Annotated in this window: 22 protein-coding genes; 10 read left to right on the plus strand and 12 right to left on the minus strand. The window is 63.0% G+C overall.

The genetic code is table 11. The features are described 5' to 3' along the window. The 4 genes from GK109_RS21650 to nagA are packed head-to-tail and all read left to right on the plus strand — an operon-like array spanning position 1 to position 3,839. Complete coding sequence (locus GK109_RS21650; protein ID WP_370460753.1) at positions 1-930, plus strand: dihydrodipicolinate synthase family protein; 930 nt, start codon at positions 1-3, stop codon at positions 928-930. Between the two features lie 22 nt (positions 931-952). Continuing rightward, the gene (locus GK109_RS21655; RefSeq protein ID WP_157242449.1) at positions 953-1,924 is read left to right on the plus strand and encodes an ROK family protein; all 972 of its coding nucleotides are present in this window, start codon (positions 953-955) and stop codon (positions 1,922-1,924) included. After that, the gene (locus tag GK109_RS21660) at positions 1,921-2,604 is read left to right on the plus strand and encodes an N-acetylmannosamine-6-phosphate 2-epimerase (RefSeq protein ID WP_323057266.1); all 684 of its coding nucleotides are present in this window, start codon (positions 1,921-1,923) and stop codon (positions 2,602-2,604) included. Before GK109_RS21655 ends, GK109_RS21660 begins: the two co-directional genes overlap by 4 nt. Continuing rightward, the gene (gene nagA, locus GK109_RS21665; protein ID WP_157242450.1) at positions 2,601-3,839 is read left to right on the plus strand and encodes an N-acetylglucosamine-6-phosphate deacetylase; all 1,239 of its coding nucleotides are present in this window, start codon (positions 2,601-2,603) and stop codon (positions 3,837-3,839) included. The genes GK109_RS21660 and nagA overlap by 4 nt, the downstream gene beginning before the upstream one ends. A 32-nt stretch (positions 3,840-3,871) precedes the next feature. Here nagA and GK109_RS21670 read toward each other — a convergent pair whose 3' ends face one another. Then, positions 3,872-4,639 carry a glucosamine-6-phosphate deaminase gene (locus GK109_RS21670; protein ID WP_370460754.1) on the minus strand — a complete coding sequence of 256 codons (768 nt, stop codon included), beginning with the start codon at positions 4,637-4,639 and terminating at the stop codon, positions 3,872-3,874. 99 nt (positions 4,640-4,738) lie between these two features. After that, complete coding sequence (locus tag GK109_RS21675; protein ID WP_323057270.1) at positions 4,739-5,470, minus strand: FadR/GntR family transcriptional regulator; 732 nt, start codon at positions 5,468-5,470, stop codon at positions 4,739-4,741. A gap of 525 nt (positions 5,471-5,995) precedes the next feature. Between GK109_RS21675 and GK109_RS21680 the strand changes: the two genes are divergently transcribed. Then, complete coding sequence (locus tag GK109_RS21680) at positions 5,996-6,136, plus strand: hypothetical protein (protein ID WP_157242452.1); 141 nt, start codon at positions 5,996-5,998, stop codon at positions 6,134-6,136. 59 nt (positions 6,137-6,195) lie between these two features. Here GK109_RS21680 and GK109_RS21685 read toward each other — a convergent pair whose 3' ends face one another. Both GK109_RS21685 and GK109_RS21690 read right to left on the minus strand, forming a co-directional pair. After that, positions 6,196-6,474, minus strand: coding sequence for a hypothetical protein (locus tag GK109_RS21685; protein ID WP_157242453.1), 279 nt, complete (start codon positions 6,472-6,474; stop codon positions 6,196-6,198). A 268-nt stretch (positions 6,475-6,742) separates the two neighbouring features. Beyond that, the gene (locus tag GK109_RS21690) at positions 6,743-7,396 is read right to left on the minus strand and encodes a hypothetical protein (RefSeq protein WP_157242454.1); all 654 of its coding nucleotides are present in this window, start codon (positions 7,394-7,396) and stop codon (positions 6,743-6,745) included. Positions 7,397-7,861: 465 nt separating this feature from the next. On the opposite strand from GK109_RS21690, the gene GK109_RS21695 reads away from it, so the two are divergent. Beyond that, a complete protein-coding gene (locus tag GK109_RS21695) occupies positions 7,862-8,434 on the plus strand; it encodes a hypothetical protein (RefSeq protein ID WP_157242455.1) in 573 nt (190 codons plus the stop codon). A gap of 49 nt (positions 8,435-8,483) precedes the next feature. Here GK109_RS21695 and GK109_RS22150 read toward each other — a convergent pair whose 3' ends face one another. Then, positions 8,484-9,158 carry a hypothetical protein gene (locus tag GK109_RS22150; protein WP_370460755.1) on the minus strand — a complete coding sequence of 225 codons (675 nt, stop codon included), beginning with the start codon at positions 9,156-9,158 and terminating at the stop codon, positions 8,484-8,486. Between the two features lie 108 nt (positions 9,159-9,266). On the opposite strand from GK109_RS22150, the gene GK109_RS22155 reads away from it, so the two are divergent. Next, positions 9,267-9,854 carry a hypothetical protein gene (locus GK109_RS22155; RefSeq protein ID WP_231754905.1) on the plus strand — a complete coding sequence of 196 codons (588 nt, stop codon included), beginning with the start codon at positions 9,267-9,269 and terminating at the stop codon, positions 9,852-9,854. A 23-nt stretch (positions 9,855-9,877) separates the two neighbouring features. Here GK109_RS22155 and GK109_RS21705 read toward each other — a convergent pair whose 3' ends face one another. The 3 genes from GK109_RS21705 to GK109_RS21715 all read right to left on the minus strand — a co-directional run bounded on the left by GK109_RS21705 (position 9,878) and on the right by GK109_RS21715 (position 12,039). After that, the gene (locus tag GK109_RS21705) at positions 9,878-10,129 is read right to left on the minus strand and encodes a hypothetical protein (protein WP_157242456.1); all 252 of its coding nucleotides are present in this window, start codon (positions 10,127-10,129) and stop codon (positions 9,878-9,880) included. Positions 10,130-10,228: 99 nt separating this feature from the next. Beyond that, the gene (gene pdxS / locus GK109_RS21710; protein ID WP_157242457.1) at positions 10,229-11,155 is read right to left on the minus strand and encodes a pyridoxal 5'-phosphate synthase lyase subunit PdxS; all 927 of its coding nucleotides are present in this window, start codon (positions 11,153-11,155) and stop codon (positions 10,229-10,231) included. 107 nt (positions 11,156-11,262) lie between these two features. Next, entirely contained in the window at positions 11,263-12,039 is a 777-nt protein-coding gene (locus GK109_RS21715) for a sulfite exporter TauE/SafE family protein (RefSeq protein ID WP_197432533.1), read from the minus strand. A gap of 620 nt (positions 12,040-12,659) precedes the next feature. Here GK109_RS21715 and GK109_RS21720 point away from each other — a divergent pair. Then, positions 12,660-14,084, plus strand: coding sequence for an amino acid permease (locus tag GK109_RS21720; RefSeq protein ID WP_157242459.1), 1,425 nt, complete (start codon positions 12,660-12,662; stop codon positions 14,082-14,084). A gap of 695 nt (positions 14,085-14,779) precedes the next feature. Here the strand turns inward: GK109_RS21720 and GK109_RS21725 are convergent. The 3 genes from GK109_RS21725 to GK109_RS21735 are packed head-to-tail and all read right to left on the minus strand — an operon-like array spanning position 14,780 to position 18,440. Then, positions 14,780-16,558 (minus strand): cobalt chelatase, encoded by a 1,779-nt coding sequence (locus GK109_RS21725; RefSeq protein ID WP_157242460.1) that lies wholly within the window; start codon positions 16,556-16,558, stop codon positions 14,780-14,782. A gap of 8 nt (positions 16,559-16,566) precedes the next feature. Further along, positions 16,567-17,568: an AAA family ATPase gene (locus tag GK109_RS21730; RefSeq protein ID WP_157242461.1), complete on the minus strand. Its 1,002-nt coding sequence runs from the start codon at positions 17,566-17,568 to the stop codon at positions 16,567-16,569. Beyond that, positions 17,556-18,440 (minus strand): IclR family transcriptional regulator, encoded by an 885-nt coding sequence (locus tag GK109_RS21735; protein ID WP_157242462.1) that lies wholly within the window; start codon positions 18,438-18,440, stop codon positions 17,556-17,558. The genes GK109_RS21730 and GK109_RS21735 overlap by 13 nt, the downstream gene beginning before the upstream one ends. Positions 18,441-18,652: 212 nt before the next feature. Between GK109_RS21735 and xsc the strand changes: the two genes are divergently transcribed. Then, on the plus strand, positions 18,653-20,539 hold the full coding sequence (gene xsc / locus GK109_RS21740; RefSeq protein ID WP_197432534.1) for a sulfoacetaldehyde acetyltransferase: 1,887 nt from the start codon (positions 18,653-18,655) through the stop codon (positions 20,537-20,539). Positions 20,540-20,778: 239 nt separating this feature from the next. Next, positions 20,779-22,272, plus strand: a complete 1,494-nt coding sequence (locus GK109_RS21745) for an NAD-dependent succinate-semialdehyde dehydrogenase (protein ID WP_157242463.1) — start codon at positions 20,779-20,781, stop codon at positions 22,270-22,272. Between the two features lie 381 nt (positions 22,273-22,653). On the opposite strand, the gene GK109_RS21750 is transcribed toward GK109_RS21745, so the two are convergent. Further along, positions 22,654-24,144, minus strand: a complete 1,491-nt coding sequence (locus GK109_RS21750; protein ID WP_370460756.1) for a PLP-dependent aminotransferase family protein — start codon at positions 24,142-24,144, stop codon at positions 22,654-22,656. Positions 24,145-24,149 lie beyond the last annotated feature (5 nt).

A 24,149-nucleotide genomic window follows, 5' to 3' on the forward strand; every position in this document is an offset into this window, starting at 1 on the left:
GTGTCCACCCAGTTCCAGGGCGTCATCCCGCCCGTCGTCACCCCCCGCCACGCCGATGGCAGCATCGACACGGCGTCGCTGACCAACGTCACCAAGCACCTGCTCGACGGCGGGGTGGCCGGACTCTTCGTCCTTGGCTCCTCCGCCGAGGTTCCGTACATGACCAACGCCGAGCGTGAGCTGGTGGTCAGCACCATCGCCGAAGCCAACGCGTCTGCTGGTGCTGACGCCGTGCCGCTGATCGTCGGCGCCAACGAGCAGACCACCAACCGCGTCATCGAGGAAGCGAAAAAGGTCATCGACCTCGGCGCCGACGCCATCGTGGTGACCTCCATGTACTACGCGATCGGCAACGCCGCAGAAACTGAAACGCACTTCCGCGCCGTCCACGCCGCCGTCGACAAGCCGATCTTCGCCTACGATGTTCCGGTCCGCACGCACTTCAAGCTCCCCACCGACCTGCTGGTCCGGCTGGGCCGTGACGGTGTGATTGCCGGCGTCAAGGATTCCTCCGGCGACGACGTCTCCTTCCGCCAACTGCTGCTGGCGGCGAAGGACATCCCGAACTTCGACATCTTCACCGGCCACGAAGTCGTTGTCGACGGCGCCCTCCTGGGCGGTGCACAAGGCGTGGTGCCCGGCCTGGGCAACGTGGACCCGCGCGGCTACCGCAACCTCGTCGACGCCGCCCAGGTAGGCGACTGGGCAAAGGCCGCATCCGAACAGGACCGCCTCGCAGACCTCTTCGAGATTGTGTACACCCCCAATGGCCGCGTCTCCGGCGGGGCGGCAGGCCTCGGTGCCTTCAAGACGGCCCTGCAGCTCATGGGCATCATCGAATCCAACACCATGAGCGTGCCGATGCTTTCCCTCAACGAAACCGAGACCACGGCCATCAAGGTGATCCTGGAACGCAACGGGCTGCTCTAGCACCGCCCAAGAAAGAGAGCAGATGCAGTACGCGATCGGTGTTGATCTTGGCGGCACCAAGACTGCTGCGGGCGTTGTTTCCTCCGCCGGCGAGGTCCTGTTCCCGGAGACGATTCCTACTCTGAACCGGGCCGGCAGTGATGCAATCCTCGATGCCACCGCTGGACTGGTTTCATCCCTCCTTGGCCGGGCCCGGGCTGAAGGCCTGGATGTTGCAGGTGTCGGGGTAGGCTCTGCCGGGGTGATTGATGCCGGGCGCGGCGTGGTGGTGTCGGCGACGGACGCGATCTTCGGCTGGACCGGGACGGCACTCACCGGCGGGCTGGCAACGCGGCTGGGCCTGCCGCCGTCGTCCATCAAGGCCGTGAACGATGTCCACGCGCACGCCCTGGGCGAATCCTGGGCAGGTGCCGCCGCTGGAACCGCCAGTTCGCTCCTGGTGGCTTTCGGCACCGGCGTCGGCGGAAGCTTTGTGCTCTCCGGGCACCCGGTCCTGGGCCACCGGTTCGTGGGCGGCCATGTGGGCCACTTCGCGTCACCCTACGCGTACGACGGCGGCACTCCGGTTCCCTGCGTTTGCGGCGGTTCCGGCCATGTCGAGGCCATAGCCTCCGGGCCCGCCATCCACGACACCTACCTGAGGCTCGGCGGCCGGGAGGGGGAGGCGGCTGACACGCGCGCCGTTTTCGCGCTGGCGGGAGCGGGCGACACTACGGCCATCAGAGCCGTAAGGCTCGGCGCGTCTGCCGCCGGCCAGGCTGTTGGCGGACTGGCCAACGTCCTCGACCCGGCGGTGGTTGTTGTTTCCGGCGGACTCACCGATGCCGGCGCCCCCTGGTGGGAACCCATGGAGCGGGCGCTGCGGGCCGAGCTCCTCCCCGCCTTGTCCGGGCTTCCGGTCCTGCCCGCCAAGCTCGGCAACGCAGCGGCTATCGCGGGCGCTGCGCGCCTTGTCCTGCCGCACACTAACCCCTCCGAAGGAATCGACCAGTGATCCTGACTTCCGAAGCACTCGAGGCCCTGCGCGGGCACCTCATTGTGTCCTGCCAGGCCTATCCCGGGGAGCCAATGCGCGATCCCCGGACCACGGGGCAGGTAGCCGCCTCCGCGGTTATTGGAGGCGCTGGCGCCGTGCGGGTCCAGGGCCTGGCCGACGTGCAGCACACGCGTTCCGCGGTAGAGGTTCCGGTGATCGGGCTCTGGAAGGACGGCCATGACGGCGTCTTCATTACTCCCACCCTTCGGCACGCACTGGCGGTCGCCAACGCCGGCGCCCATGTGGTGGCAATCGACGGCACCCGCCGGAGCCGGCCGGACGGCCTCACCCTGGCGCAGACGGTGGCCGGCATCCATGCTGAATCCCACGCCCTCGTGATGGCGGACTGTGGTTCCTTCGACGACGCCGCGGCAGCGGTCGAAGCCGGAGCAGACCTTGTGGGCACCACGCTGTCCGGCTACACCGGCGAGCGTCCCAAAACCTCCGGCCCCGACCTGGACCTCCTTCGGCATATCGCGGGAGCGGACTTTGGGGTCCCAGTCCTCGCCGAAGGCCGCATCCATACTCCCGCCCAGGCACGGCAGGCCCTCGACGCCGGCGCCTTCGCCGTCGTCGTCGGGACAGCGATCACGCACCCGGCCACCATCGCCGGCTGGTTCGCCGAGGCCCTGAAATGACGCCGCCGGCCGCGCCGCCCGGCAACTACCTCATCTCGGGCACAGTTGTGACGGACGGGCATTCTGCCGCGAATTGCGCGGTCGCCGTAGTTGACGGCATCATCGCCTACGTGGGGCCCTTGGCCGATCTTGACCGCTCCGTCCTGCCTGAACTTGAACCGCTCGAACCTCCGGCCGGAAGCATGATCCTGCCAGGCCTGGTGGATTTGCACTGCCACGGCGCGGCCGGCGGTGACTTCCCAAGCGGCAACCTGGCCGCGGCCCGCACTGCCATAGACTTCATCCACCGCAGCGGTACCACTACCCTGCTGGCCAGCCTGGTGACCGCGCCGCGCGAAGACCTGTTGAAGGGCATGATGGCCCTGCGGCTGCTTAGTGACGAGGGGCTCATCGCGGGCATACATGCCGAGGGCCCGTTCCTGTCCGACGCCCGCTGCGGGGCGCAGGACCCGCGGTTCCTGCTGGACCCCGACCTGGACCTGCTGGACGAGTTGCTGGACGCCGCCGGCGGCCACCTGCGGACCATGACTTATGCGCCGGAACTGGCCGGCGCGGAGGCCCTGGTCCGAAAGCTTGCGGAGCACGGCGTGGTTCCGTCGCTGGGCCACACGGATTCTGACGCACGGACTGCGGCGGCTTCCCTCACGGAGGCCGCGGAACTGCTTGCCGCCTCCGGCCGCGAACCGATCTCGCGCCCCACGGTCACACACTTGTTTAACGGGATGCCTCCGCTTCACCACCGCAGCCCGGGCCCTGTTGCCGCTTGCCTACGGCTGGCCGGCGCCGGCAGGGTGGCCGTCGAACTTATCGCCGACGGCGCGCATCTTGACCCGGATACCGTTCGGATGGTTTTCGAACTGGTGGGCGCGGACAATATTGCTCTCGTGACCGATTCCATGGCCGCCACAGGCCTGCCTGACGGTGACTATCGTCTGGGGCCTGCTTCCGTCTCGGTCAGGAATTCCGAGGCGCGACTGACCGGCAACGGGTCCCTGGCCGGCGGCACCGCGACCCTCCTTGACGTTGTCCGCCGCACCATCGAGGCAGGTGTGGATCCGGCTGCCTCCGTTAAGTCAGCTACGGCCGTTCCGGCGGCGATTATCGGCCGGGCCGGTGACCTTGGGAGCCTCCGCGCGGGCCGCCGCGCCGACGTCGTTGTGGTGGACCGGGACTTCCACCGCGTCCTGGTCCTGCGCGCTGGCCGCCTCCTGTGCCGCCCCGCAGCCCGGCTCTGAACCTGCCGTCTCCGATTCCTTGTGCAGCGGCCCTACACTGCGGCGGATGCACCGCCCACGCGCACGGCTACCTGTCCGCTGCCTGGAGGCAATTGCGCGGCAGCGGCTTCGTCAGCCACCACCGTCACGTGAGGGTGCAGCTGCAGGACCGATGCAGGGCAGTCCGATGTCACAGGTCCGTTGAGGGCGGCAGCAAGGATGCCTGCCTTGTCCGCGCCGTTGACCACCAGCAGGAGATGCCGGGCTTCAAGAATGGTGCCCAGTCCCTGGGTGATGCAGAGCAGGGGCACGTCCGACGGCGAGTCGAAGTAGCGCGCGTTGGCCTGCCGGGTTCGTTCTGTGAGCATTTCAACCCGGGTCCGGGAATCCAGTGCCGAGCCCGGTTCATTGAAGGCCAGGTGGCCATTGTGGCCGATCCCGAGGATCTGCACGTCAATGCCGCCCGCGCCGGCGATGGCAGCCTCGTAGTCAGCCGCCGCGCGTTGGGGGTCCGGGGCGCTCCCGTCCGGCACCGAAACCTTCGCGGGGTCAAGGTGCAGCCTTTCAGTCACTTCGCGCCGGACAACTTCAGCGTAGCTTTCAGGATGTCCTGCCGGCAGGCCCACATATTCGTCCAGCGCGAAGGCCCTGGTACGCGTCACATCAAGCCGGTGCCTGGCCAGAGCTTTATAGATCGGAAGGGGCGATCCTCCCGTTGCCACACCCAGCACGGCGTTCGGCTTACTGCGGATGACGGCTGCCAGGATCCCGGCCGCGACGGCGCCTGTGGCTGGGGCGGTAGGCACTACGAAAATTTCCACGGCAAAGCACTCTCTACGAAAAACGGAACCGGGCACGGGTGAGGCCGCCCGGAGCGCGGGCGTTGAAGGAAGTCCAGGCAGGGAGTCGGCGGGCGTCCGTCAGGAGGCCGCGACGTCCTTGAGTTTCAGGCGGATGCCGTCGAAGTGGCGCTGGAGGCGCTCTGATGCCAGGGTCTTGTCCCTGCCGGCTACGGCCTCGTAGATGTCCCAGTGGATCTGGACCTGTTCTTCAAGGTTGACCGGCCCGGAACCGAGCGCCTCATGGATTTGGCGGTACACCTGCCAGAACACGTCCATCAGGTTGATGAGCAGTTCGTTGTTCAGGGGTGCGTAGAGACGGCGGTGGAACTCCGCGTCATGCTCCGCGAGGGGTTCGCCTTTTGCGGCGGCATCCTGCATCGCCTGCATGGTGGACCGGAGGTCTGCAAGATGGTCCTCCGTCAAAAGGTCGATGGCCGAACCGATGAGACCCGATTCAAGTGCCTGCCGCACATCAATGAGTTCCATTGCTTCTTCGCCCTTGTGCCTGAGCGAGAGCCTGCCGCGGAAGGTCAGTCCGGACACCAGGGCACTGAAGTTGTTGGGGGCAACGAACATGCCGAACCCGTGCCTGATTTCTATGACGCCGAGCGCCTGCAAAACCTTGAGGGACTCGCGGACAGTGTTCCGGCCTACACCCAGCTCAGCGGACAGTTCACTCTCGGTGGGAAGCGCGTCCCCAACATCGAGGCCACGTTCCAGGATCAGTTCCATGATGCGCGTTTGAAGTGCCTGGGAACGGATTTGCGCGCTAAACCTTGCCGACGATACCGCTGCGGGTGTTACTGTCACGTGATCTCCTTCGACCGCACTCTGTCGGCGGTCTTCCTCTTTTAGTAAGTGTACAGGAGATAGGACGTCCCTCCTTCGTTTTCGGGAAATGTTTTATCCGCTCCCGGCAGGGCAGGTGCCCAAGTTCCCAGGACGGCCAGTCCCGGGCATGGCGATCTTCACGCTCAAGATCACCTGGTTGAACTTCAGCTACGGCGTTCCTGCTGCCGGCGAACCCCCGCCCCGTCCGGCCCGCCCACCCCCGACTGCAGGGCCAGGCCAGTACGGACGGCCGTGGAAGTTATCCTTCATCATCCCGATCCACCCAGCGCCGGGTAGTCATGGTTTGCGGTTAGGGCTTGCGCTACGGGTCAAGGCCACCACTTGCAAACCCTATCGTAAGCATGCTTATGATATGTGCAGCCGAAGACGAACGGCATGGAGAATCGAGAAGGGCGCGCTCAGCGAACGGGGCGCGCTTTTTTCGTGCCTAAGCGTTACGGAGTTGCGCCCGGGTCTCCGGTCATGCCGTCCTAGACTTTCGCCATGCACCCCTTAGCGGCAATCGGCCTGGTGTTCCTCACAGGGCTTGCCTGGATGGTCACCATCCTGACCTTGTTGATTGCCCTGGCCAAAGCCCGGCGCCGTCCTCCGGCTGAAATCAGGCACGCAGGCCCAAACGACTGATGGCGAGGCAGCGTAGCATTAGCCGGCTAGAGGGTTGCCAGTTCAGGAACACTTGGCAGCTACTTGGGCAGAGTGAAGAAGCTCTCGGAACCGTCCGGATGATGCACTGGAGCCTCGGCGCGGACGACCTCAAGCTCAGCAATGTCCACAAGCCGCCGGCTCCCGGCGAGCACGTCCATCATCCAAAACAGCTCATGATTGGGGGCCAGCTCCGTCACCTCACCGCGGTGGACAAGGGTGCCCTTGCAGTAGGCCTCTACGCAGTCACCGGAGGTGAGCTCACTGTTGGAGCGAATGAATGTGCCGCGGGAATCGGTCAGGTCGGAATTGTCGTCCATGCTCCCAGCCTTGCGCTTGAAGGTTACTAGCAGGTAACCGGGGAGAGACGCCTTCGGCGTCCCCTAAGGGACGGATAGTCCGCTCCGCTCTACGCCCGGTGGCTGGAACGCCGCAAAATCACTGCAACGCAAGGCCCGCGGGAAGGTCGCTGACAGCCGTGGTCAGAAACCCATTCAGGAACACCCACCAGACACATGAACGCCGAGAACTCGGACAGAAAGAGACCTGACGCGACGTGGCGAGTTCACTGACACAGGTGTGCGCCTGCTACGCCCGCGGGACCGATTCAACCGAGTCCACCGCGAATGGCTTGGCCGCCGAGCGCTGCAGGGGACGACGAAGGCGGACCTGGTACAAACCATCCCTGAACGTGACGCGGGGATCCAACTGGACAACCAAGAGGGGCTCTTCGCGGGCCGCGTCCACCCTCAACACTATTCCCTCACGCCGGCCGTCCACGAGCAGCGGTGTGGCCGGCTCCACCGCGGTCTCCCTCAGGCGGTTCTGAAATTCCGCCGTGGCCGCCAGGAAGAGGATTCCATGGGCGGCCCCAACGACGCGCAGCGGAATCACCATGTCACGCGGCGGGTGTGCGGGAGAGGGCGGAGCTTGCACCTGATAGTGCCGGGCAGACGACGTCCTGGCTGCCTTCAAGACCCGGTCGCATTCCGGGCAACGGGTGCGCCTCCCGACGTCGGCCACCATGGTCACCAGCAGTCCCCTGGGTGCGTGAGCCCACTTATCGGCCACAATGTGGCACCACGCCGGGTGGTACTCGTTCCCGTACTTCATCACGTAGACCTGATCATCGCCGAGGAGGGGCATCCCCTCCCGCCAGGCGGCCGGCTGGATCGGCTTGAGCACGCCGAGGTCACCGGCTCTCGCATCGGCGGGGCGGCCCGCATTAAGGTACTTGCGCAACAACGGACTGCGTTGCCTTTTTGACTGTGGAATCCCAGGTCCTTCCTGTGCAACGGGAGTGCGATCAGGCACACCCTCATGACCCCCTACTCAGCTTGCGTCCATTTCCCGCAAGTTGCCAGCCGGGACTATATCTTTCTGTCCGGACCAGGGCGCGAAGTTCCGCCAGGATGCTTGACGCGTGATAATTCACCCCCGCAGTCATGCTGCCTGATCTCAATGCCCCGATGAATGAGCAGAAGTTCCATCGCTGCTTGTCATTCTGATATGCCCCCATAATCGCCGGGCGCGTCCTCCGCGCAACCAGGGCGCTACCGCGCCGGCGTCAACCCGGCCAGGAACTCCCCTACGCGCGCACCGTCGCCCTCTACCTCACCAGTGACACCACCGCCACCTCCATCCGCCTTCCACCATCCACACCAGCGAAACCGCCGTCCGCGGACAGGCCTACCTCATGCCGGCACCATGGCGGCGCTCACCGGAGTGCTCGCCGCACAGGGCGTCACTATCGTCGGAGACGAAACCTTCTCCCCTACGACGGCGAACCCGGCACCAGCCGCCCTGCCCGTCGGCTCCACCCAAACCAGCGCGATCAACGCCGAATTCTTCTGCCGCGGCAGCTTCCTCGAACCCACCGACCGCATCACGCTCCCGACCACCCGTCAGGAAGCAGCCAAAGCGGCCGCCGTCGAACACCCCGTGGAAACCATCGCATCCCAGCCAGCTGATGCGACGCTCCGGCAAGGCCGGCACCACTGGGCAGACGTGCTCGATTCCAGAACCTTCCCGAGCGATGAAGACTGCCCCGCACTTCTCGCCAGCCTGCAATTCCAGGGAATCCGCGACCGGCTCAACGCAGACTTTCCCGGCCTGGACGAACCGATGGAGCTGATCCTGTTCGCCCAAACCGACCAGGCACCCAAGTGGTCACGCATCGGGCGGGCACAGCAACTGCTCCACCATGCATACTCGCACCAGCGTCGACCGGACTCCAGGTTGTCAGGCTGTTTCATGCACGCGCCGGGCTTCTCGGCATAGGCCGCTCCGCCATCCCGTCGCTGCGTCTCGTGCCAGTAGCGACCCCATGTCAATTTGAAGCGCTGATCACCCGATCACGCCCGGCAAAAACGCCCGTCACGGTAAGCACTGCCATGATGCCCGCGGTGACGAGGAGCGCAAGCGTCCAGTCTCCGCTTACGTCGCGAAGACCGCCGAACATTACCGGCCCCACCGCACCGAGGCCGTACCCGACAGATTGCGCCATGCCGGACAGGGATGCGGCCTGCGGGTAATTCACGGTCCGGAGGCTAAACAGGGACAGAGCGATGACAATGAGGCTCCCGCACCCGATTGCCCCGAGAAAGATCCACAGCAGTATGAGGTCCGGCGCAAGGGCCAGCCCGAGAAACGTCACGAACATAAGCGCGCCGCTCGTAAAGGATACGAGCCGTTGGTCCGAACCCCGGTGAAGGATTCCCCCTGCGGCAAGGCTCGCGAACACGCTGATGAGCAGGAAAACGGACAGATGGATGCCCGCAGTAGTCGCGGGGACCCCTTGGCCTTGCTCGATAGTGGGCAACCATGCCATCAGGACGTAGAAGGCGATCGATTGCAGCCCCATGAAGATCGTCACCTGCCAGCCCAAGGCCGAAACCCAGGGCGACAGGTACGAGGCGTCTGGCGTGATGACGTGTGCGGTGCCTGCCCTGTGCCGGCGCAGCCACGGCAGGAGCACGGCCATGGCGATAAGGGCAAGTCCCACCCAGATTCCGAGGGCAAGCCGCCAGCCCCCGGGGATGTTTCTGCCACGGGAACGACGACGGCGGCCCCGATCGCGGCGAAGGCCGCCTGTGTGGCGGTGTAGCTTCCGGTGACCTGGCTGACCCTCGTCGGAAAGTCCCGCTTCACGAGGGAAGGCACCAAAACATTGAGAAACGCGATAGCCATGCCGATCAGTGCGGTGCCCGCCCAGATGAAGCCGGGCACCGGTAAGGAGCGAAGCACGATGCCCAAGGCAAGGATCAGCAGGGACATCCACAGCGCCCGGTCGAGACCCAGACGGGAAGCGAAGCCGGGCGCCACAGGTGAGAAGACTGCGAAAGCAAAGAGCGGAAGGCCTGTGAGGAACCCTGCTGCGGCGCTTGAAAACTCAAGATCACTGCTGATGTTCGCGAGTACCGATCCCACACTGACAAAGGACACCCGAAGGTTAACCGCGATGAGCAGTACCCCGATGAAGGCCAGGCCAAACCTGACAGTGCGATCCGGGGCGTTCCGGGTGACAACGGGCATGATACGTTCTTCCACCGTTCAGGAGATTAGGAGCGCACGAAGCGCCCAGCCGATTCCAGCCTTGCCGGCAGATAACCGGAAGGCTGCTTCTACGGGGGCACCTATCACCGGCAAAGTGCCCAAGACCCTTTGGACAACCGGGAGCCATGCAGGCAAGGGTGAGTGAATGCCGCGAACATTCCTGCGCTGCTAGGCGCTGATTTCCAGTGTGACACCATCGTTCCTATGGAAAATTCGGCGTTCACCAAGATCCTTGAGCACTATCCAGACAAGTGATCCATCGGGTGTGGCGCAGTCTATCGTTCCGTACGTCACGTACCCTCCGCCGTCTGTAATCCGCACATCTTGGCCCTCCGCCAGCGCGTCCCGTGAGACTGATCGCCAGTGAGGCCTCACCAGGGATTGAGGGGGCAGTTCGAGTGAAGCGGTTTCAATTGCCATTAGTGCTCCTAATTGATGCCGAAAGCCGCGGTCTTGGTGCCGAACCTTGTTCTGGACACGAGCAGGCTTCCGGTCAACGTGTTGTGGGGAACTCCCGTGTTACCAGCCGCGTTCGGCGAGGCGGTGGGGCTGGGGGATCTCGTCGACGTTGATGCCCACCATGGCTTCGCCGAGGCCGCGGGAGGCCTTGGCGATGACGTCGGGGTCATCGAAGAAGGTGGTGGCCTTCACGACGGCGGCGGCGCGCTGGGCCGGGTTGCCGGACTTGAAGATGCCCGAGCCGACGAACACGCCGTCAGCACCGAGCTGCATCATCATGGCCGCGTCAGCGGGGGTGGCGATGCCGCCGGCGGTGAACAGCACCACCGGAAGCTTGCCGGCGGCGGCAACTTCCTTGACCAGTTCGTACGGTGCCTGCAGTTCCTTCGCCGCAACGTACAGCTCGTCCTCGGGCAGGGCCGCAAGCTTGGCGATCTCGGAACGGATCTGGCGCATGTGCCCGGTGGCGTTCGAGACGTCGCCGGTGCCGGCCTCGCCCTTGGAACGGATCATGGCCGCACCCTCGTTGATGCGGCGCAGGGCCTCACCAAGGTTGGTGGCACCGCAAACGAAGGGAACCTTGAAGTTCCACTTGTCGATGTGGTTGACATAGTCGGCCGGGGTCAGGACCTCGGACTCGTCAATGTAGTCCACGCCCAGGGACTGCAGGACCTGGGCCTCTACGAAGTGGCCGATCCGGGCCTTGGCCATGACCGGGATGGACACGGCATCAATGATCTGGTCGATCATGTCCGGATCCGACATGCGGGACACGCCGCCCTGGGCCCGGATATCGGCCGGAACGCGTTCCAGCGCCATCACAGCAACGGCACCGGCGTCCTCGGCGATGCGGGCCTGTTCGACGTTGACGACGTCCATGATGACGCCGCCCTTGAGCATCTCAGCCATACCGCGCTTGACGCGGTTGCTGCCCGTTGGATTCTTGATGAAGTTTCCGGAACTGAAAGCTTTCCCTTGTGTTGACAATGAGTACTCCTATCGGAAGTAGCTGAACTTCAGCTTCTGGTAATGGACTTTGGAAGCTCTAGGCGAATCACCCAGAGCCCGAACGGAGGCACTCCTCCCTGCGATAGTCAGGCGAGCATGGCAACGCCCCTGAAAAGGATTAGAACGGCGCCGGTGAACGCCAGCACCAGGACGGCGGTCATGCTCGCCCTGGGCGGAACCCGTGGCCCGAGTACATTTCCAAGCACTATTCCGCCCGTGAGGGCCAGACCACAGGACAACCATTGGAGGCCATCAAGAGCTGGCATCTCGCGTTTCGCGGCGAGGGAGGCAAGCCCCACCCCTAAGAAGTAAAGCTGTGCGCTGGCTGCAAATGCTCTGTGCTGCCATTGGCTGGCCTGTGCGTACGCCGCCACAGCCGGTCCCCCGACCCCTGCCGTTACATTCATGAAGCCTGAGATAAATCCAGCGATCCCCGCCCCCAGCCTGCCGCGGAGAACTACAGGTGGCGTGCGTACGGTAAGGCTTGCGGCCAGGGCAACTATGATCATGGCGCCGACAATGATTGAAAGCAGGGAAGACGGCATGTGGATGGCAACCCACGAGCCGGGAACAATGGCCACGATGGCGGGCCCCAGCATGAGGAGCACCCGGCGGAACTCCACTTCCCTGAAGACTTGGACCAAGACCAGCAATGACGTGAGAGTGCCCAACGCATTTACCAGCAGCACGCCGTTAAATGGTCCGAGGAGCATGCTCAGGAACGGTGCGGCAACGAGCGCGAATCCAACACCCGTGATGCGTTGCGTGGACGCGCCAAGGAAGGTTGCTCCTCCCAGCGCTGCCAGGGCCCACACGTAGTCGGCATTCACCGGAATCGGATCCAGGGCTACCGCGTCAATCACTTTCAGTTCCCGCGCCATGCCGCTTACCGGCCAAGGCAGCAGTCATGCGGTCCTTTTCCGACTTGCCTGCGGACGTTTGCCGCATACATCGACCACGGAAGGATGCGAGGCTCTTCTCATATGCCTGCTGCACGGACACATCCTTTCGCTGGAGAAACACTCGGCCGGATTCCAGTATATATGACTCCACGTTCCGAATTCCGGAATGCATTGATGGAAACGCGTGAACCGGCGAGCACGACTGAACCGCAATGCCGGCATCCCGCGGAGCCCTGCGGGCGGATACTTTGGGCAAGGGCCAAATGCGCATGCCCTGTCATCGAGGTTGAGGGCCGGAGTAAGTTCAGGGAATGGGCTGGCTCCTTCGTTTCAGTTCCATCTGGTTCTGTGAACCGCAACATCGGCTACGTAGGTTTGGGCTACACCAAATGAAGTGGGCTGGATCACTCACAGCTAGACTGTGCGGGCAGATCTCACGGCGCCCTCTGGTCTTCCGCCTCTTAGCCCAGGCGAAAAGCGCACTTTAGCTGGTTCCGTCAATCATTGGAGGAAACGTGGACAGCGCCGAACCTCGGCAAGCCGAGAGCCCAAGCCTTAGCAAGGGCCTGAAAAACAGACACATGAACCTGATTGCCATCGGAGGCGTCATTGGGGCCGGCCTCTTCGTCGGCAGCGGCGTGGTTATCAGCAGCACTGGCCCAGCCGCAATCGTCTCCTTCTCCATTGCAGGCCTTATCACCTTGCTTCTAATGCGCATGCTGGCCGAAATGGCGGTGGCTCGCCCGGTGGTCGGATCTTTTTACGTCTATGCACGGCAGGCCCTGGGACAACGGGCAGGGTTCGCTACCGGATGGATGTACTGGTACTTTTTCGTGATCGTTGTTGCTATCGAAGCGATAGCTGGCGGCCGGATAATCCAACTCTGGTTTCCCGATATCCCGCTGTGGATACTCAGCCTGGGCCTGATGATCATTTTGAGCGCCACGAACATGGTTTCAGCCCGGTCCTTTGGTGAGTTCGAATACTGGTTCTCCTCCATCAAAGTGGTAGCCATCATTGTTTTCCTGTGCCTGGGGATCCTCTGGATAACCGGCGTCTGGCCTGATTCAACGCCGGGATTCGGTAACCTCTTTGACCATGGGGGCTTCACGCCCCTGGGCTGGGGAGCCGTCATGGCCGCCGTAGTGCCTTGTGTCGCCTTCTACACCGGGGCGGAAATCGTCACCATTGCAGCAGCCGAAGCCGAAGACCCGGAACGTTCCGTGAAGCGGGCAATGCGTTCTATCGTCGCCAGAATCGTGACTTTCTATGTGGGTTCTATCTTTGTGGTCGTTTGCATCCAAAGGTGGGATGCCGAGAGCGTCGGGATCAGCCCCTACGCGGCAGTACTTGATGTCATGGGTATCCCTGCCGTATCCGTCATCATGAACGGAATTGTGCTGACAGCGGTCCTTTCCTGCCTGAACTCTGCGCTCTACACCACTTCGCGCATGCTTTTCGCTCTAACGCGCAACGGCGATGCCCCCAAGTTCTTTACCAAACTCTCCAAAGGCGGCGTGCCGCGCCGTGCGATTCTGCTCGGAACAACGGTTGGCTATATTTCGGTTATATGCGTCTATTTGTGGGGAGAAGTGGTTTTCACGTTCCTGGTGAACTCCTACGGCGCCGTTGCTCTGTTCGTTTATCTGGTGATTGCCATTTCCCAGGTAGTGCTGCGTAAACGACTCGATCGGGAAGATCCCGCAGCCCTGAAACTCAAGATGTGGTTGTTCCCATGGCTAAGCTACGCGACCATAGCGCTCATGCTCAGCGTCATAGCTGCAATGGCCATCCTTCCCAGCACCCAGTCACAGTTCCTGATGAGCGGCCTCACACTGATTGTGATCCTGCTTAGTTACGAAATGCGCAGACGGTACGGAAAACGTCCGGAAAGCGAGCAAGAACATCCAACCCGGGCGGACGCGGCCGGTGATGCCCAAGCTAACGAAGAAGATGCAGAGCAGCCCGGAAAAATGGAGACGGACCTGACAAGGACGCTGCACTAATCCGCCCTTGAAGCATCGAAGGAAACCCGCTGTGGGAATTGGCAATGGAGCTACTCGCAGCGGGTTTCTGCGTGCCGGCGGCTGTGTAGGATCCCCTGGTTCTCCGTGGATCGGAGGGCCCTGCCGCCGGGTCGGGGATTTGGTCGGGGATTTGGTCGCTGGGTCCGGCATGACTTTTTTGCCCTGAGGTCTACTGCGGGTGAAGGCGTCTTAGACAAGCCGTTTCCTCAGGGCGAGGCGCGGCTGCACGACCTGTTCACCGGGCCTGCAGCAGCACGGTCGGGTGCAGATTTTCCTGCCCTGGAGCAGGTCTTGCCAGGAACCGTGCTGACCCGATCCCCGGTGCTGGAGCAGGCTCCCGGCGCACCTGGCTGGGCGCCAGGGCGTGGCAACGTGCTGCCCGGGGTAAGGAACCACAGCCGTAAGACCTGTTGAACATTATGGAGGGGGTCTTTTCGGCGCTGGACGAGCACATGAGCAGGGCGTGAGCGCCGTCGGCACCGAAGCCGTCGAGCGGGTCCTTCCCCCGCGTCGCGCCCAGCTCGAGGAGCTCGAACGCCGACGCGTCACCGTGTCCGGGGAAGTCGAAAGGCTTTCGATGACTTCCCGCTTTCCCAGGTCTTGACGTGCATGCCGGGAGTTGGCATCAAGACTTGGCCGCGCACGCCGGCATCGTCCCGTCACCGCGATAGCCGTTAGCGGCTTTTGAGCAGCATCCCGAGCACCTGGTTGACGACGGCAGGCGTGGTTCCCTGGCTCAAATCCAACGCGAGGTTCCTCCGGTAGTAGGGGGACAAATCCAGCCCTACCCCCAGTCCAAAAATCTCTGTGCTGCCGGAAACCTCATGGGCGGTCACCACATTCTGCAGGTGCTGCTCCAAGTAATGGCTGTCGTTGGCCAGCCCAGTGGCACCATCCATCGGGCTGCCGTCGGAAATCACGAGCAGGATCCGGCGTCCCGAGGCACCGCTACCGGTGCCATCTTCCGCGAGCCGGGCGCATGCCCAGTCCACGGCTTCGCCGTCGACCCCCTCGCGGAACAAGTCTTTTTTCATCAGCCCGGCGATTCCGGAGCGTGCCCGGCGCCAAGGTGTATCACCATCTTTGAAAACCAGGTGCCGCACCTCATTGAGCCGTCCTGGATACGCTGGTCTTCCCGCCCGGATCCAGTCTTTCCCGGCACGGCCGCCGTTCCATGCGCCGGTAGTAAAGCCCAGGATCTCGCACCGCGCACCTGCCAGTTCCAAGGCGCGGGCGTAGACGTCCACGAGCGCGGCGACGGCGGCACCGTATTCCTTCATGGACCCGGAGCAGTCCACGAGGAACGTCACTTTGGCCTCTGCACGGCGTTCGATGCGTTCAGTCCTGAAAACCCTGCGGTCCCCTGAGGAGGTGACGAGCCGGGCTAGCCTGCTGCCATCAAGGCGGCCCTCCAAGGCGTCGCCGTCCCATCCATCCTCGTCGTCTGCGGACAGGATCGCGGCCAAGGCCCGCCCCAGCCGGGGCACGTTGATGCCCTGCCGGGCTATGTCGTCGTCGAGCTGTTTGCGGTAGCCGCGCAGCAGCTCGGCGCGGACCAGACCTGCGACCTGGAATTGCTGGTCGTAGGAGGTGGTGTACTGCCGATAGATGCCCTGGCCAATCTGAAGGGCGTCGCTGCGCCCGTATCCTGCGGTGGGAATATGGTCGTCGTTCGTGTCCTGGTCGAATAGCAGCTGGAACTGAGTCAATCGGCCGCTGGGGCGCGCGGGTCCCGTTTCCCTGGATTCCAGCTGCTCACTTAGGGCCCCGACGGTCTCGGCGATGGCAAGGGCATGAGGGGCGAAACCTGACTGCGAGAAGCGTTCGCGGCGCAGGGCGGCAAGGTGGGCGCCGATGTACGGGGCAAGGTCCATCCGGGTTGATTCAATTCGGTCTTCGATGTCCGGAGGCATTGGCTCGGTGGTGATTCGTGCGCGGCAAACCTGGGCCACGGTGAACAGGATGATTCCCAACGCGCTGTCGATCAGAGGGGAAGCCTCGAACTCCCGGGACCACTGCTGGAAACGTTCGTGGAGATTGGCCCTGACCCCGGGCATGGCAGGATCGACCAGCGACTCGGCGCGGAACTGCTCAAGCATCTCGAACACCAAGACTCGGGCGGGTGTGTCCGGGCAAAGTCGTTGATGCAGGACGGCATCACTCTTCTTCAGGCGCAGCGCCATGCCGTCGGCCGCACCACGGAATGACGCGGGCCTGGAATCGCAGGTTTGCGGGTGAAGATGCGGCGCCGGCATTGCCACCGGCTTCTCCCCGTGATAGAGGACCGGGCCGCGGAAGTGCAGGCCGCGCCGGCCGCTGAGCGCGCGCAGCGCAGCGGCCCCCAGTTCCATGGTCTGCTTGCGGCGGCGCAGCAATACGGCAGCGGTCTCTCGGGATGCGGCTGCCGCCCCGTACCGGTCCGTCTGTTCCTTATCTTCCGTCAGCGAGGCCATGGGCGGCATTACCCGGCGGCAGCGAAGGCGCTGTCCGGCACATGAGCCGCAGAACTGAGTCCGTCCAGTTCACGGTCGAAGCAGCGCTGAAAATATTCAGCGATAATTGCGTGTTCGGCTTCGTCGCACTTGTTGACGAAAGACAGCAGGAATGCCTTGCCGGGATCGCCGAAGATCCCAATATTCTCGGCCCAGGTGATCACGGTGCGTGGGGACATCAGCGTAGACAGGTCGCCCACCTTAAAGCCGTCCCGGGTCAGTTTTGCCACAGCCACCATGGAAGCCACCAGTTCTCGCCCGGCCGGATGGTCCATCTCCGGGACCCGTGCCATCACGATTTCCATCTCGTCCTCGGCCGGAGGATGGTTGAGGGCGGCGACGATGTTCCAGCGGTCGATCTGGGCGTGATTGAGTCGCTGGACGCCGTGGTACATACCGTTAAGATTGCCAAGTCCTACAGTGTTGGCCGTGGCAAAGAGGCGGAAGCCTGGATGCACGTCCAGGACCCGGTTCTGATCGAGCAGGGTGAGTTTGCCGTCACGCTCCAAAAGCCGCTGGATTACGAACATCACGTCCGGCCTCCCTGCATCGTACTCATCGAGAATAAGTGCCACCGGCCGTTGGATGGCCCAGGGGACGATTCCCTCCTGGAACTCAGTGATCTGTTTGCCGTCTTTAAGGACAACAGTGTCGCGCCCCACCAGATCCAGTCGGCTGATATGCCCGTCCAGGTTGACACGTACGCACGGCCAGTTCAGCCGGGCGGCCACCTGCTCAATGTGTGTGGACTTACCCGTTCCGTGGAGTCCCTGAAGCAGCATTCGCCGGTTCCGGGTAAAGGCCGCCAGGATGGCCAGCGTTACATCGTGGTTGAACCGGTAGGCCGGGTCAGCCTCAGGGACATGGTCATCGGGCTCGCGGAAGGCGGCTACCTTGAGATCCGAGTCGATGTTGAACAGGTCCCGGACAGAAACCATATGATCCGGCATCAGTCTTGTCAGCTGCTCCATAGCTCCCCCTCAATATCGCTGGCCGATCCTTCGGTCGCATCCCCGCCGTCGGTCCTGCCTGTATAGGACTCTGCTTCAATTCGACCTATCTCGGCGGCCGCACGCTGGAGCGCGGGGAGCAGTTTCAGACCTTTTTCCGGCGTCAACCGCATGACGGGAGCCTGCACCGCGACACACAAATTGGACACGGCATTCGTCGTGGGGACCAGCACTGCGACGCAGACCAACCCCGGAAGGAACTCCTCGTCATCGATGGCATAACCATCCCTCCGGACGCGCTGCAGCTCGGCCTCGATCAAGTCCGGATCAGTCACAGTCTTGTTCGTATAGCGGCCAAGCGGAGCGGATGCAATGAGCCGCTTCCGCTGGGCTGGACTGAGCTGCGAGAGGATCATTTTTCCACTTGCCGAGCAGTGAACAGGCACCCGGGAACCCGGCTGAAGCGTGATCCGCAATGGCTCGGAGGTTTCGATCCGGTCCAGATATAGCACTTCACTGCCAGATACAGCAGTGACATTGCAGCTCTCCCCCAGTTCATTCACCAGATTGCGGAGCACCGCGTGACGTGCCCCGTGGTGGATGTCATTAATCAGGAGATCCTCGGCCATGCGCCGCAGGCGGCTTCCGGTGCCGTAGTGCCTGCCGTTGTTCTCCCGAATCAGCAGTCCGGAGCTTTCCAGCTGGTGCAGCATGCGGTGGAGGGTTGGCTTAGGAGTGCCGGTCTCCTCCGCTAGCCCCTGAAGCGTGAAGAGCTGGTCCTTGGTGGCGATCAGTTCGAGCAGGGAGAACAGACGCATAGTAGGTGTCTCCCCCGCCAGCTCAGTCAGCGTTTGACCGTCCTGATTGTTGTTTAGCCTGCGAATCTCAGCCATTACCGTCTCCTCCACCCGATGTATCCTCGGCGCCTTCGTCGTTTTATTGTACGCCACGTTCCATATTCTCGAATAGGCATTGACCGGTAGATGCTTTTCGCCTAATCTCAGGTTGACCACCAAAAAAAGGAACGATAGGTTCCGTTTTTTGATATTTCAACGAGCACGGCCAGTCCTGTAGGGCTAGCCAGCCCTGTAGGAGGAGAAGCAATATGAGCCAAGACACAATCGACATCTCTGACGTCACCGACGCCGGAACGGGTCCGGCCACAAATGACCTGCCGGCCAGCGAGGCCTCTGCCACGGCACCCCGGTCAGTGGTTCAAGGTGCTCAAAAGATGACTCCGTCAGAAGCATTCGTGGAGACTTTGGTGGCAAACGACGTCACTGACATCTTCGGCATCATGGGGTCTGCATTCATGGACGCCATGGACATCTTCGCGCCTGCAGGAATTCGTCTGGTTCCGGTCGTCCATGAGCAGGGCGCTGCCCATATGGCAGATGGCTATGCCCGCGCCAGTGGCCGACACGGCGTCGTCATCGGTCAAAATGGACCTGGCATCAGCAACTGCGTCACCGGCATCGCTGCTGCCTTCTGGGCCCACAGCCCCGTGGTCATCGTTACGCCGGAGGCCGGCACCATGGGCATGGGTCTCGGCGGATTCCAGGAAGCCAAGCAGTTGCCCATGTTCCAGGAATTCACGAAGTACCAGGGCCACGTGACTCACCCCGCCCGTATGGCCGAATTCACTGGCCGCTGCTTCGATCGGGCAATGTCCGAAAACGGGCCGACTCAGCTGAACATTCCGCGCGACTACTTCTACGGCGAGATCACAGCCGAAATCCCGCAACCGCGCCGGGTGGACCGTGGTGCCGGCGGCACGAAGAGCCTGGACGAGGCCGCAGCGCTGCTGGCAACGGCCAAATTTCCAGTAATCGTTTCAGGCGGCGGCGTGGTCATGGCCGACGGAGTCGAGGAATGCAAGGCTCTCGCCGAACGTCTGGGCGCTCCCGTCGTCAACAGCTATCAGCACAACGACTCCTTCCCGGCCAGCCATCCGCTCTGGGCGGGGCCGCTCGGCTACCAGGGATCAAAGGCGGGCATGAAGCTCATCTCCCAGGCCGACGTCGTTGTCGCCCTCGGCACCCGCCTCGGCCCCTTCGGTACCCTGCCCCAGTATGGCCAGGCTTACTGGCCCACAAATGCCAAAATCATCCAGATCGATGCCGACCACACCATGCTGGGCCTGGTCAAGAAGATCAGTGTCGGAATTTGCGGTGATGCCAAGGCTGTGGCACTCGAACTGCGCAACCGCCTGGAGCAGCTCACCCTCGCATGCGATGCCACCAAGGCAGAGCGCGCCGCCACCATCAAGGCCGAGAAGGAAAGCTGGGAGCAAGAACTGTCAGCATGGACCCATGAAACGGATGATTACAGCCTTGACATGCTCGAAGAGCACAAGCAGGAGGAGGGCAATTGGCTGTCCCCGCGTCAGGTGCTGCGCGAACTGGAAAAGGCCATGCCGGAAGACGTCATGGTCTCCACCGACATCGGAAACATCAACTCGGTTGCTCACAGCTACCTCCGCTTCGAGAAGCCGCGCAGCTTCTTCGCGCCGATGAGCTTCGGCAACTGCGGCTACGCGCTGCCCACCATGATCGGCGCCAAGGCGGCCGCCATGCACAGGCCGGCGGTTGCCTACGCAGGCGACGGGGCATGGGCGATGAGCATGGGAGAAGTCCTCACTGCTGTCCGCCACGACATTCCTGTCACCGCGATCGTGTTCCGCAACCGGCAATGGGGCGCGGAAAAGAAAAACCAGGTCGAGTTCTATAACCGGCGTTTCGTTGCCGGTGAACTCGACAATGAGAACGAGAGCTTCGCTGCCATGGCGCAGACGATGGGAGCCGAAGGCGTAGTTGTCGATCAGCTCGAAGAGGTAGGCCCCGCCCTCCAGCGTGCCCTCGCTGCGCAGATGAACGAGGGAAAAACCACGGTCATCGAGATCATGTGCACGCGAGAGCTTGGCGACCCCTTCCGCCGTGATGCGCTGGCGAAGCCGGTCCGCCTGCTCGAGAAGTACAAGGACTACGTCTAAGCCAGAAGCCAGTCCTGTGGTCGCTGTGGAGGTCTTCCCTGGAAGGCCTCCACAGGTCTTTCCACGAGGTATTTGCAGTCCCGCGCCAAGCAGTGCAAGGAGGCGGGAAATCAGATGCCCCTGCTCAGAAATGACGTACTTCCCCTGATCGTCGCTTGCTGGTTCAGCCCTTCATTCATTTCCCAACCCACCGCCGCCCGACCGCTTTTCGGCCTCCCCACAGAAAAGGACTTCTCAACATGACACCCCACCCCACCCTGAAAGTCCCGGCCTCCCACCAGGCCCTTAATGTGATTGCGAAAGTCAACACCGGCCTGTACATAGACGGCGAGTGGGCAGAGTCCTCTACCGGTGCCCGTTTCGCCGTCGTCAACCCCGCCACGGAGGAGGTCATCGCGACGGTGGCCGACGGCGGTCCCGAAGACGCCCGCCGGGCGATCGAAACGGCCGGCCGGGAGCAGAAGGCGTGGGCCAAGACTCCGCCCCGCGAGCGGAGCGAAATCCTGCGGCGTGCCTTCGAACTGATCATGGCCCGGCAGGACGAGCTGGCCCTCATCATGACGACCGAGATGGGCAAGCCGTTCGCTGAAGCCAAGGGAGAAGTGGCCTACGCTGCAGAATTCTTTCGCTGGTTCTCCGAGGAGGCCGTCCGCATCGGCGGTGACCTGACTACCACCGGTGACGGCAAGAACCGGATTCTCGTCTCGAAGGAGCCGGTGGGCCCGTGCGTACTGGTGACGCCCTGGAACTTCCCGCTGGCCATGGCTACACGAAAGATCGGCCCGGCGATCGCAGCCGGGTGCACCATGGTTTTCAAGCCTGCCAACCTCACCCCACTGTCCTCGCTGGCACTGGTGGACATCCTCATCGAAGCCGGCCTGCCCAAGGGCGCTCTCAACGTCGTCACCACCACCAAAGCCTCCGAGGTGGTCACCCAATGGATGGAAAGCGGCATCGCACGTAAGATCAGCTTCACCGGCTCCACGGGAGTGGGCGTCCGCCTCCTTGAACAGGCGGCAAAGAACGTCATGCGCTCCTCAATGGAACTCGGTGGAAACGCACCCCTGATCGTGTTTGAGGATGCCGACCTGGATCGGGCAGTGGAAGGCGCATTCACTGCCAAAATGCGGAACATGGGCGAGGCCTGCACTGCCGCCAACCGGATTTTCGTCCAGCGCGCAGTGGCCGCCGACTTCTCGGCGCGGCTCGCCAAGCGTCTCGGAGCCCTCAAGATTGGCGACGGCGCGGAGGAAGGCACCGACGTCGGCCCGTTGGTGGAGGAAAAGGCCCTGCACAAGGTCCAGGAACTGGTGGACGATGCCGTTGCCAAGGGCGCCACAGTAGTCTGCGGCGGCTCCCGCCCTGAAGGCAGAGGGTACTTCTACTCCCCCACAGTTCTTTCGGACGTCACCCCGGACGCCGCACTGATGAGCGAGGAGATCTTTGGCCCGGTTGCCCCGATAATTCCCTTCGACACCGAAGAGGAGGTAATCCGCATGGCCAACGACACCCAATGGGGCCTGGCCAGCTACGTCTTTACACAGGACCTGGACCGCGCCTTCCGCGTGGGCGAGGAACTGGAGGTCGGCATGGTAGGCCTGAACACGGGCCTTGTCTCCAACCCCGCGGCACCCTTCGGCGGCATCAAAGCCTCCGGCCTCGGCCGCGAAGGCGGACGACTTGGCCTCGAGGAATTCCTCGAGATCAAGTACATGGCCATTCCCCGTCTGTGAGCAGTGTGGGCTCGGTGAAACCAGGCGTTCGCATGCAGCGAGAAGGCTGCATGGTCCGCTTGTCCCGGCGGCGAGGATGCTAGTGCAGGTCGGGCGGGAATGGCCATCCACGACGACACGGACACATCGTAGGCGGGCCGGCGGCTGACCCCGGGCTTGTCATCTTCGCAGCGGCGGATCATCCCTTCGGTACGCTTGCAGTCCGCCGGGCCGAAGAGTGCGGGCGGCTGGAGCATTCCTCCATTGCTTCTGGGCCATGCTGCGGCAGTCCCGGCCCGGCGCCCAGGGGCCGGGACCGAGACCTGGACCCGTTCCGCGCCCCGCGCGGAAACACCGGTCAACTACGTCCTGCGCCAGCTGCAGCCGGCCGTGAGGGGTCTGCTAGCCAGCTGTTTTATCCGCTGAATCTCCGCCGGCAAGCAGGATTTTCGCTGTCTCGCCGACCAACGCGAGTCCTTCCCCTATTGCACGCGTGGGGATGGCGCCGAAGCCAACTCTGAAGCAGTTCCGGGGCGCATCTGGTTGGATGAAATAGATGTCCCCGCGCTCAATGAGGACTCCCCGTCGCTCCACCCTCCTTACCAACTCCAAGGCATCCAATGCGGGCGGCCCGGTAACCCAAAGACTGACGCCCCCTGGCGGATAGCTGCTCTGCTCCCAAGGCAGGTATTGTGCTGAGAAATTGCTGACCATTTCCCAACGGGATTTCATCTGCCGGCGGTGGCGCCGAAGTGCCCGGTGGTAATCCCCGCTGTCAATCATCAAAGCGAGCGCGCGCTGCAAATGTCCTGGCGGGTGACGGACCTGGTAACGGCGCACCTTCTTCAACTCACGGATGAGTTCAGCCGGGCCGACGAGGAAACCCAAGCGCAAACCGGGCGACAAGAACTTGGAAAACGTCCCCAAATACAGGACATCTCCTGTGGAATCCAAGGCTTTTAGCGCCGGACTAGGGCTGCCTTCATAGCGGAACTCGCTATCGTAGTCATCCTCGATAACCACCGTTGCAGAGGCTGCCGCAAGCTTGAGAAGCCGATGGCGACGCTCCATGCTCAGTGTCACATTAGTGGGATGGTGATGGCTGGGAGTGACATATACCAAGGCAGTTCCGTTGAGGGTGGTCGGCAGACAGAGGCCGTCTTTGTCGACATCGATTCCGTAGACCTGCGCGCCGGTGCGCAGGAAGATATGGCGGGCGTCGAGGTAGCCGGGATTCTCGATCGCTACACGCTGATGTGATCCGAGCAGCGTCCGGGCCAGCAGGTCCAATCCCTGCTGAGACCCAACGGTGATAAGTATTTCGTCTGCGCCGGCCTCGATCCCGCGGGCGGGCAGTATCTGGCGCCGGATCATGTCAATCAGCATGGGATCGTCCGCGCCGACACTGTCCTGGAGGCTGGCGAAGCGATGGGGCTGGTAAAGCGCCTCCCGGAGGCTGCGAACCCAAGCCGTTGCTGGAAAGCTCTGGACATCGACCTGACCGGCCACGAAAGGGTATGGATATTTATGCCAGTCGGGCGTCTTTTCCACCTCCGGCACACCCTCGTCGGCATACCGGCGCATTCTGGAAGACCAATCGATCATCGAATCCGTCGTCTGGACGTCAGCCTCAGCGGCAGCGACCATCTCAGGATTTACGAAAATACCGCGGCGCTCGTGGCTCAGCACGAGTCCCTCCGTGAGTAACTCCTGATACGCGAGATTGATGGTGTTGCGTGAGACCTTGAGTTCGGCGGCCAGTTCACGGGAACTGGGGAGTCTACGGCGTGAGTCGAAAATGCCGACAGCGATACCGTGCTCAACCACGCGCCGGACCTGCCGGTAAAGGGGCTCGTTTGAACCGCGATCAATCTCAATTAGCGTCCGTGCCACGACTG

It is taken from the genome of Pseudarthrobacter sp. GA104, from assembly GCF_009741265.1.
Lineage (GTDB): Bacteria > Actinomycetota > Actinomycetes > Actinomycetales > Micrococcaceae > Arthrobacter.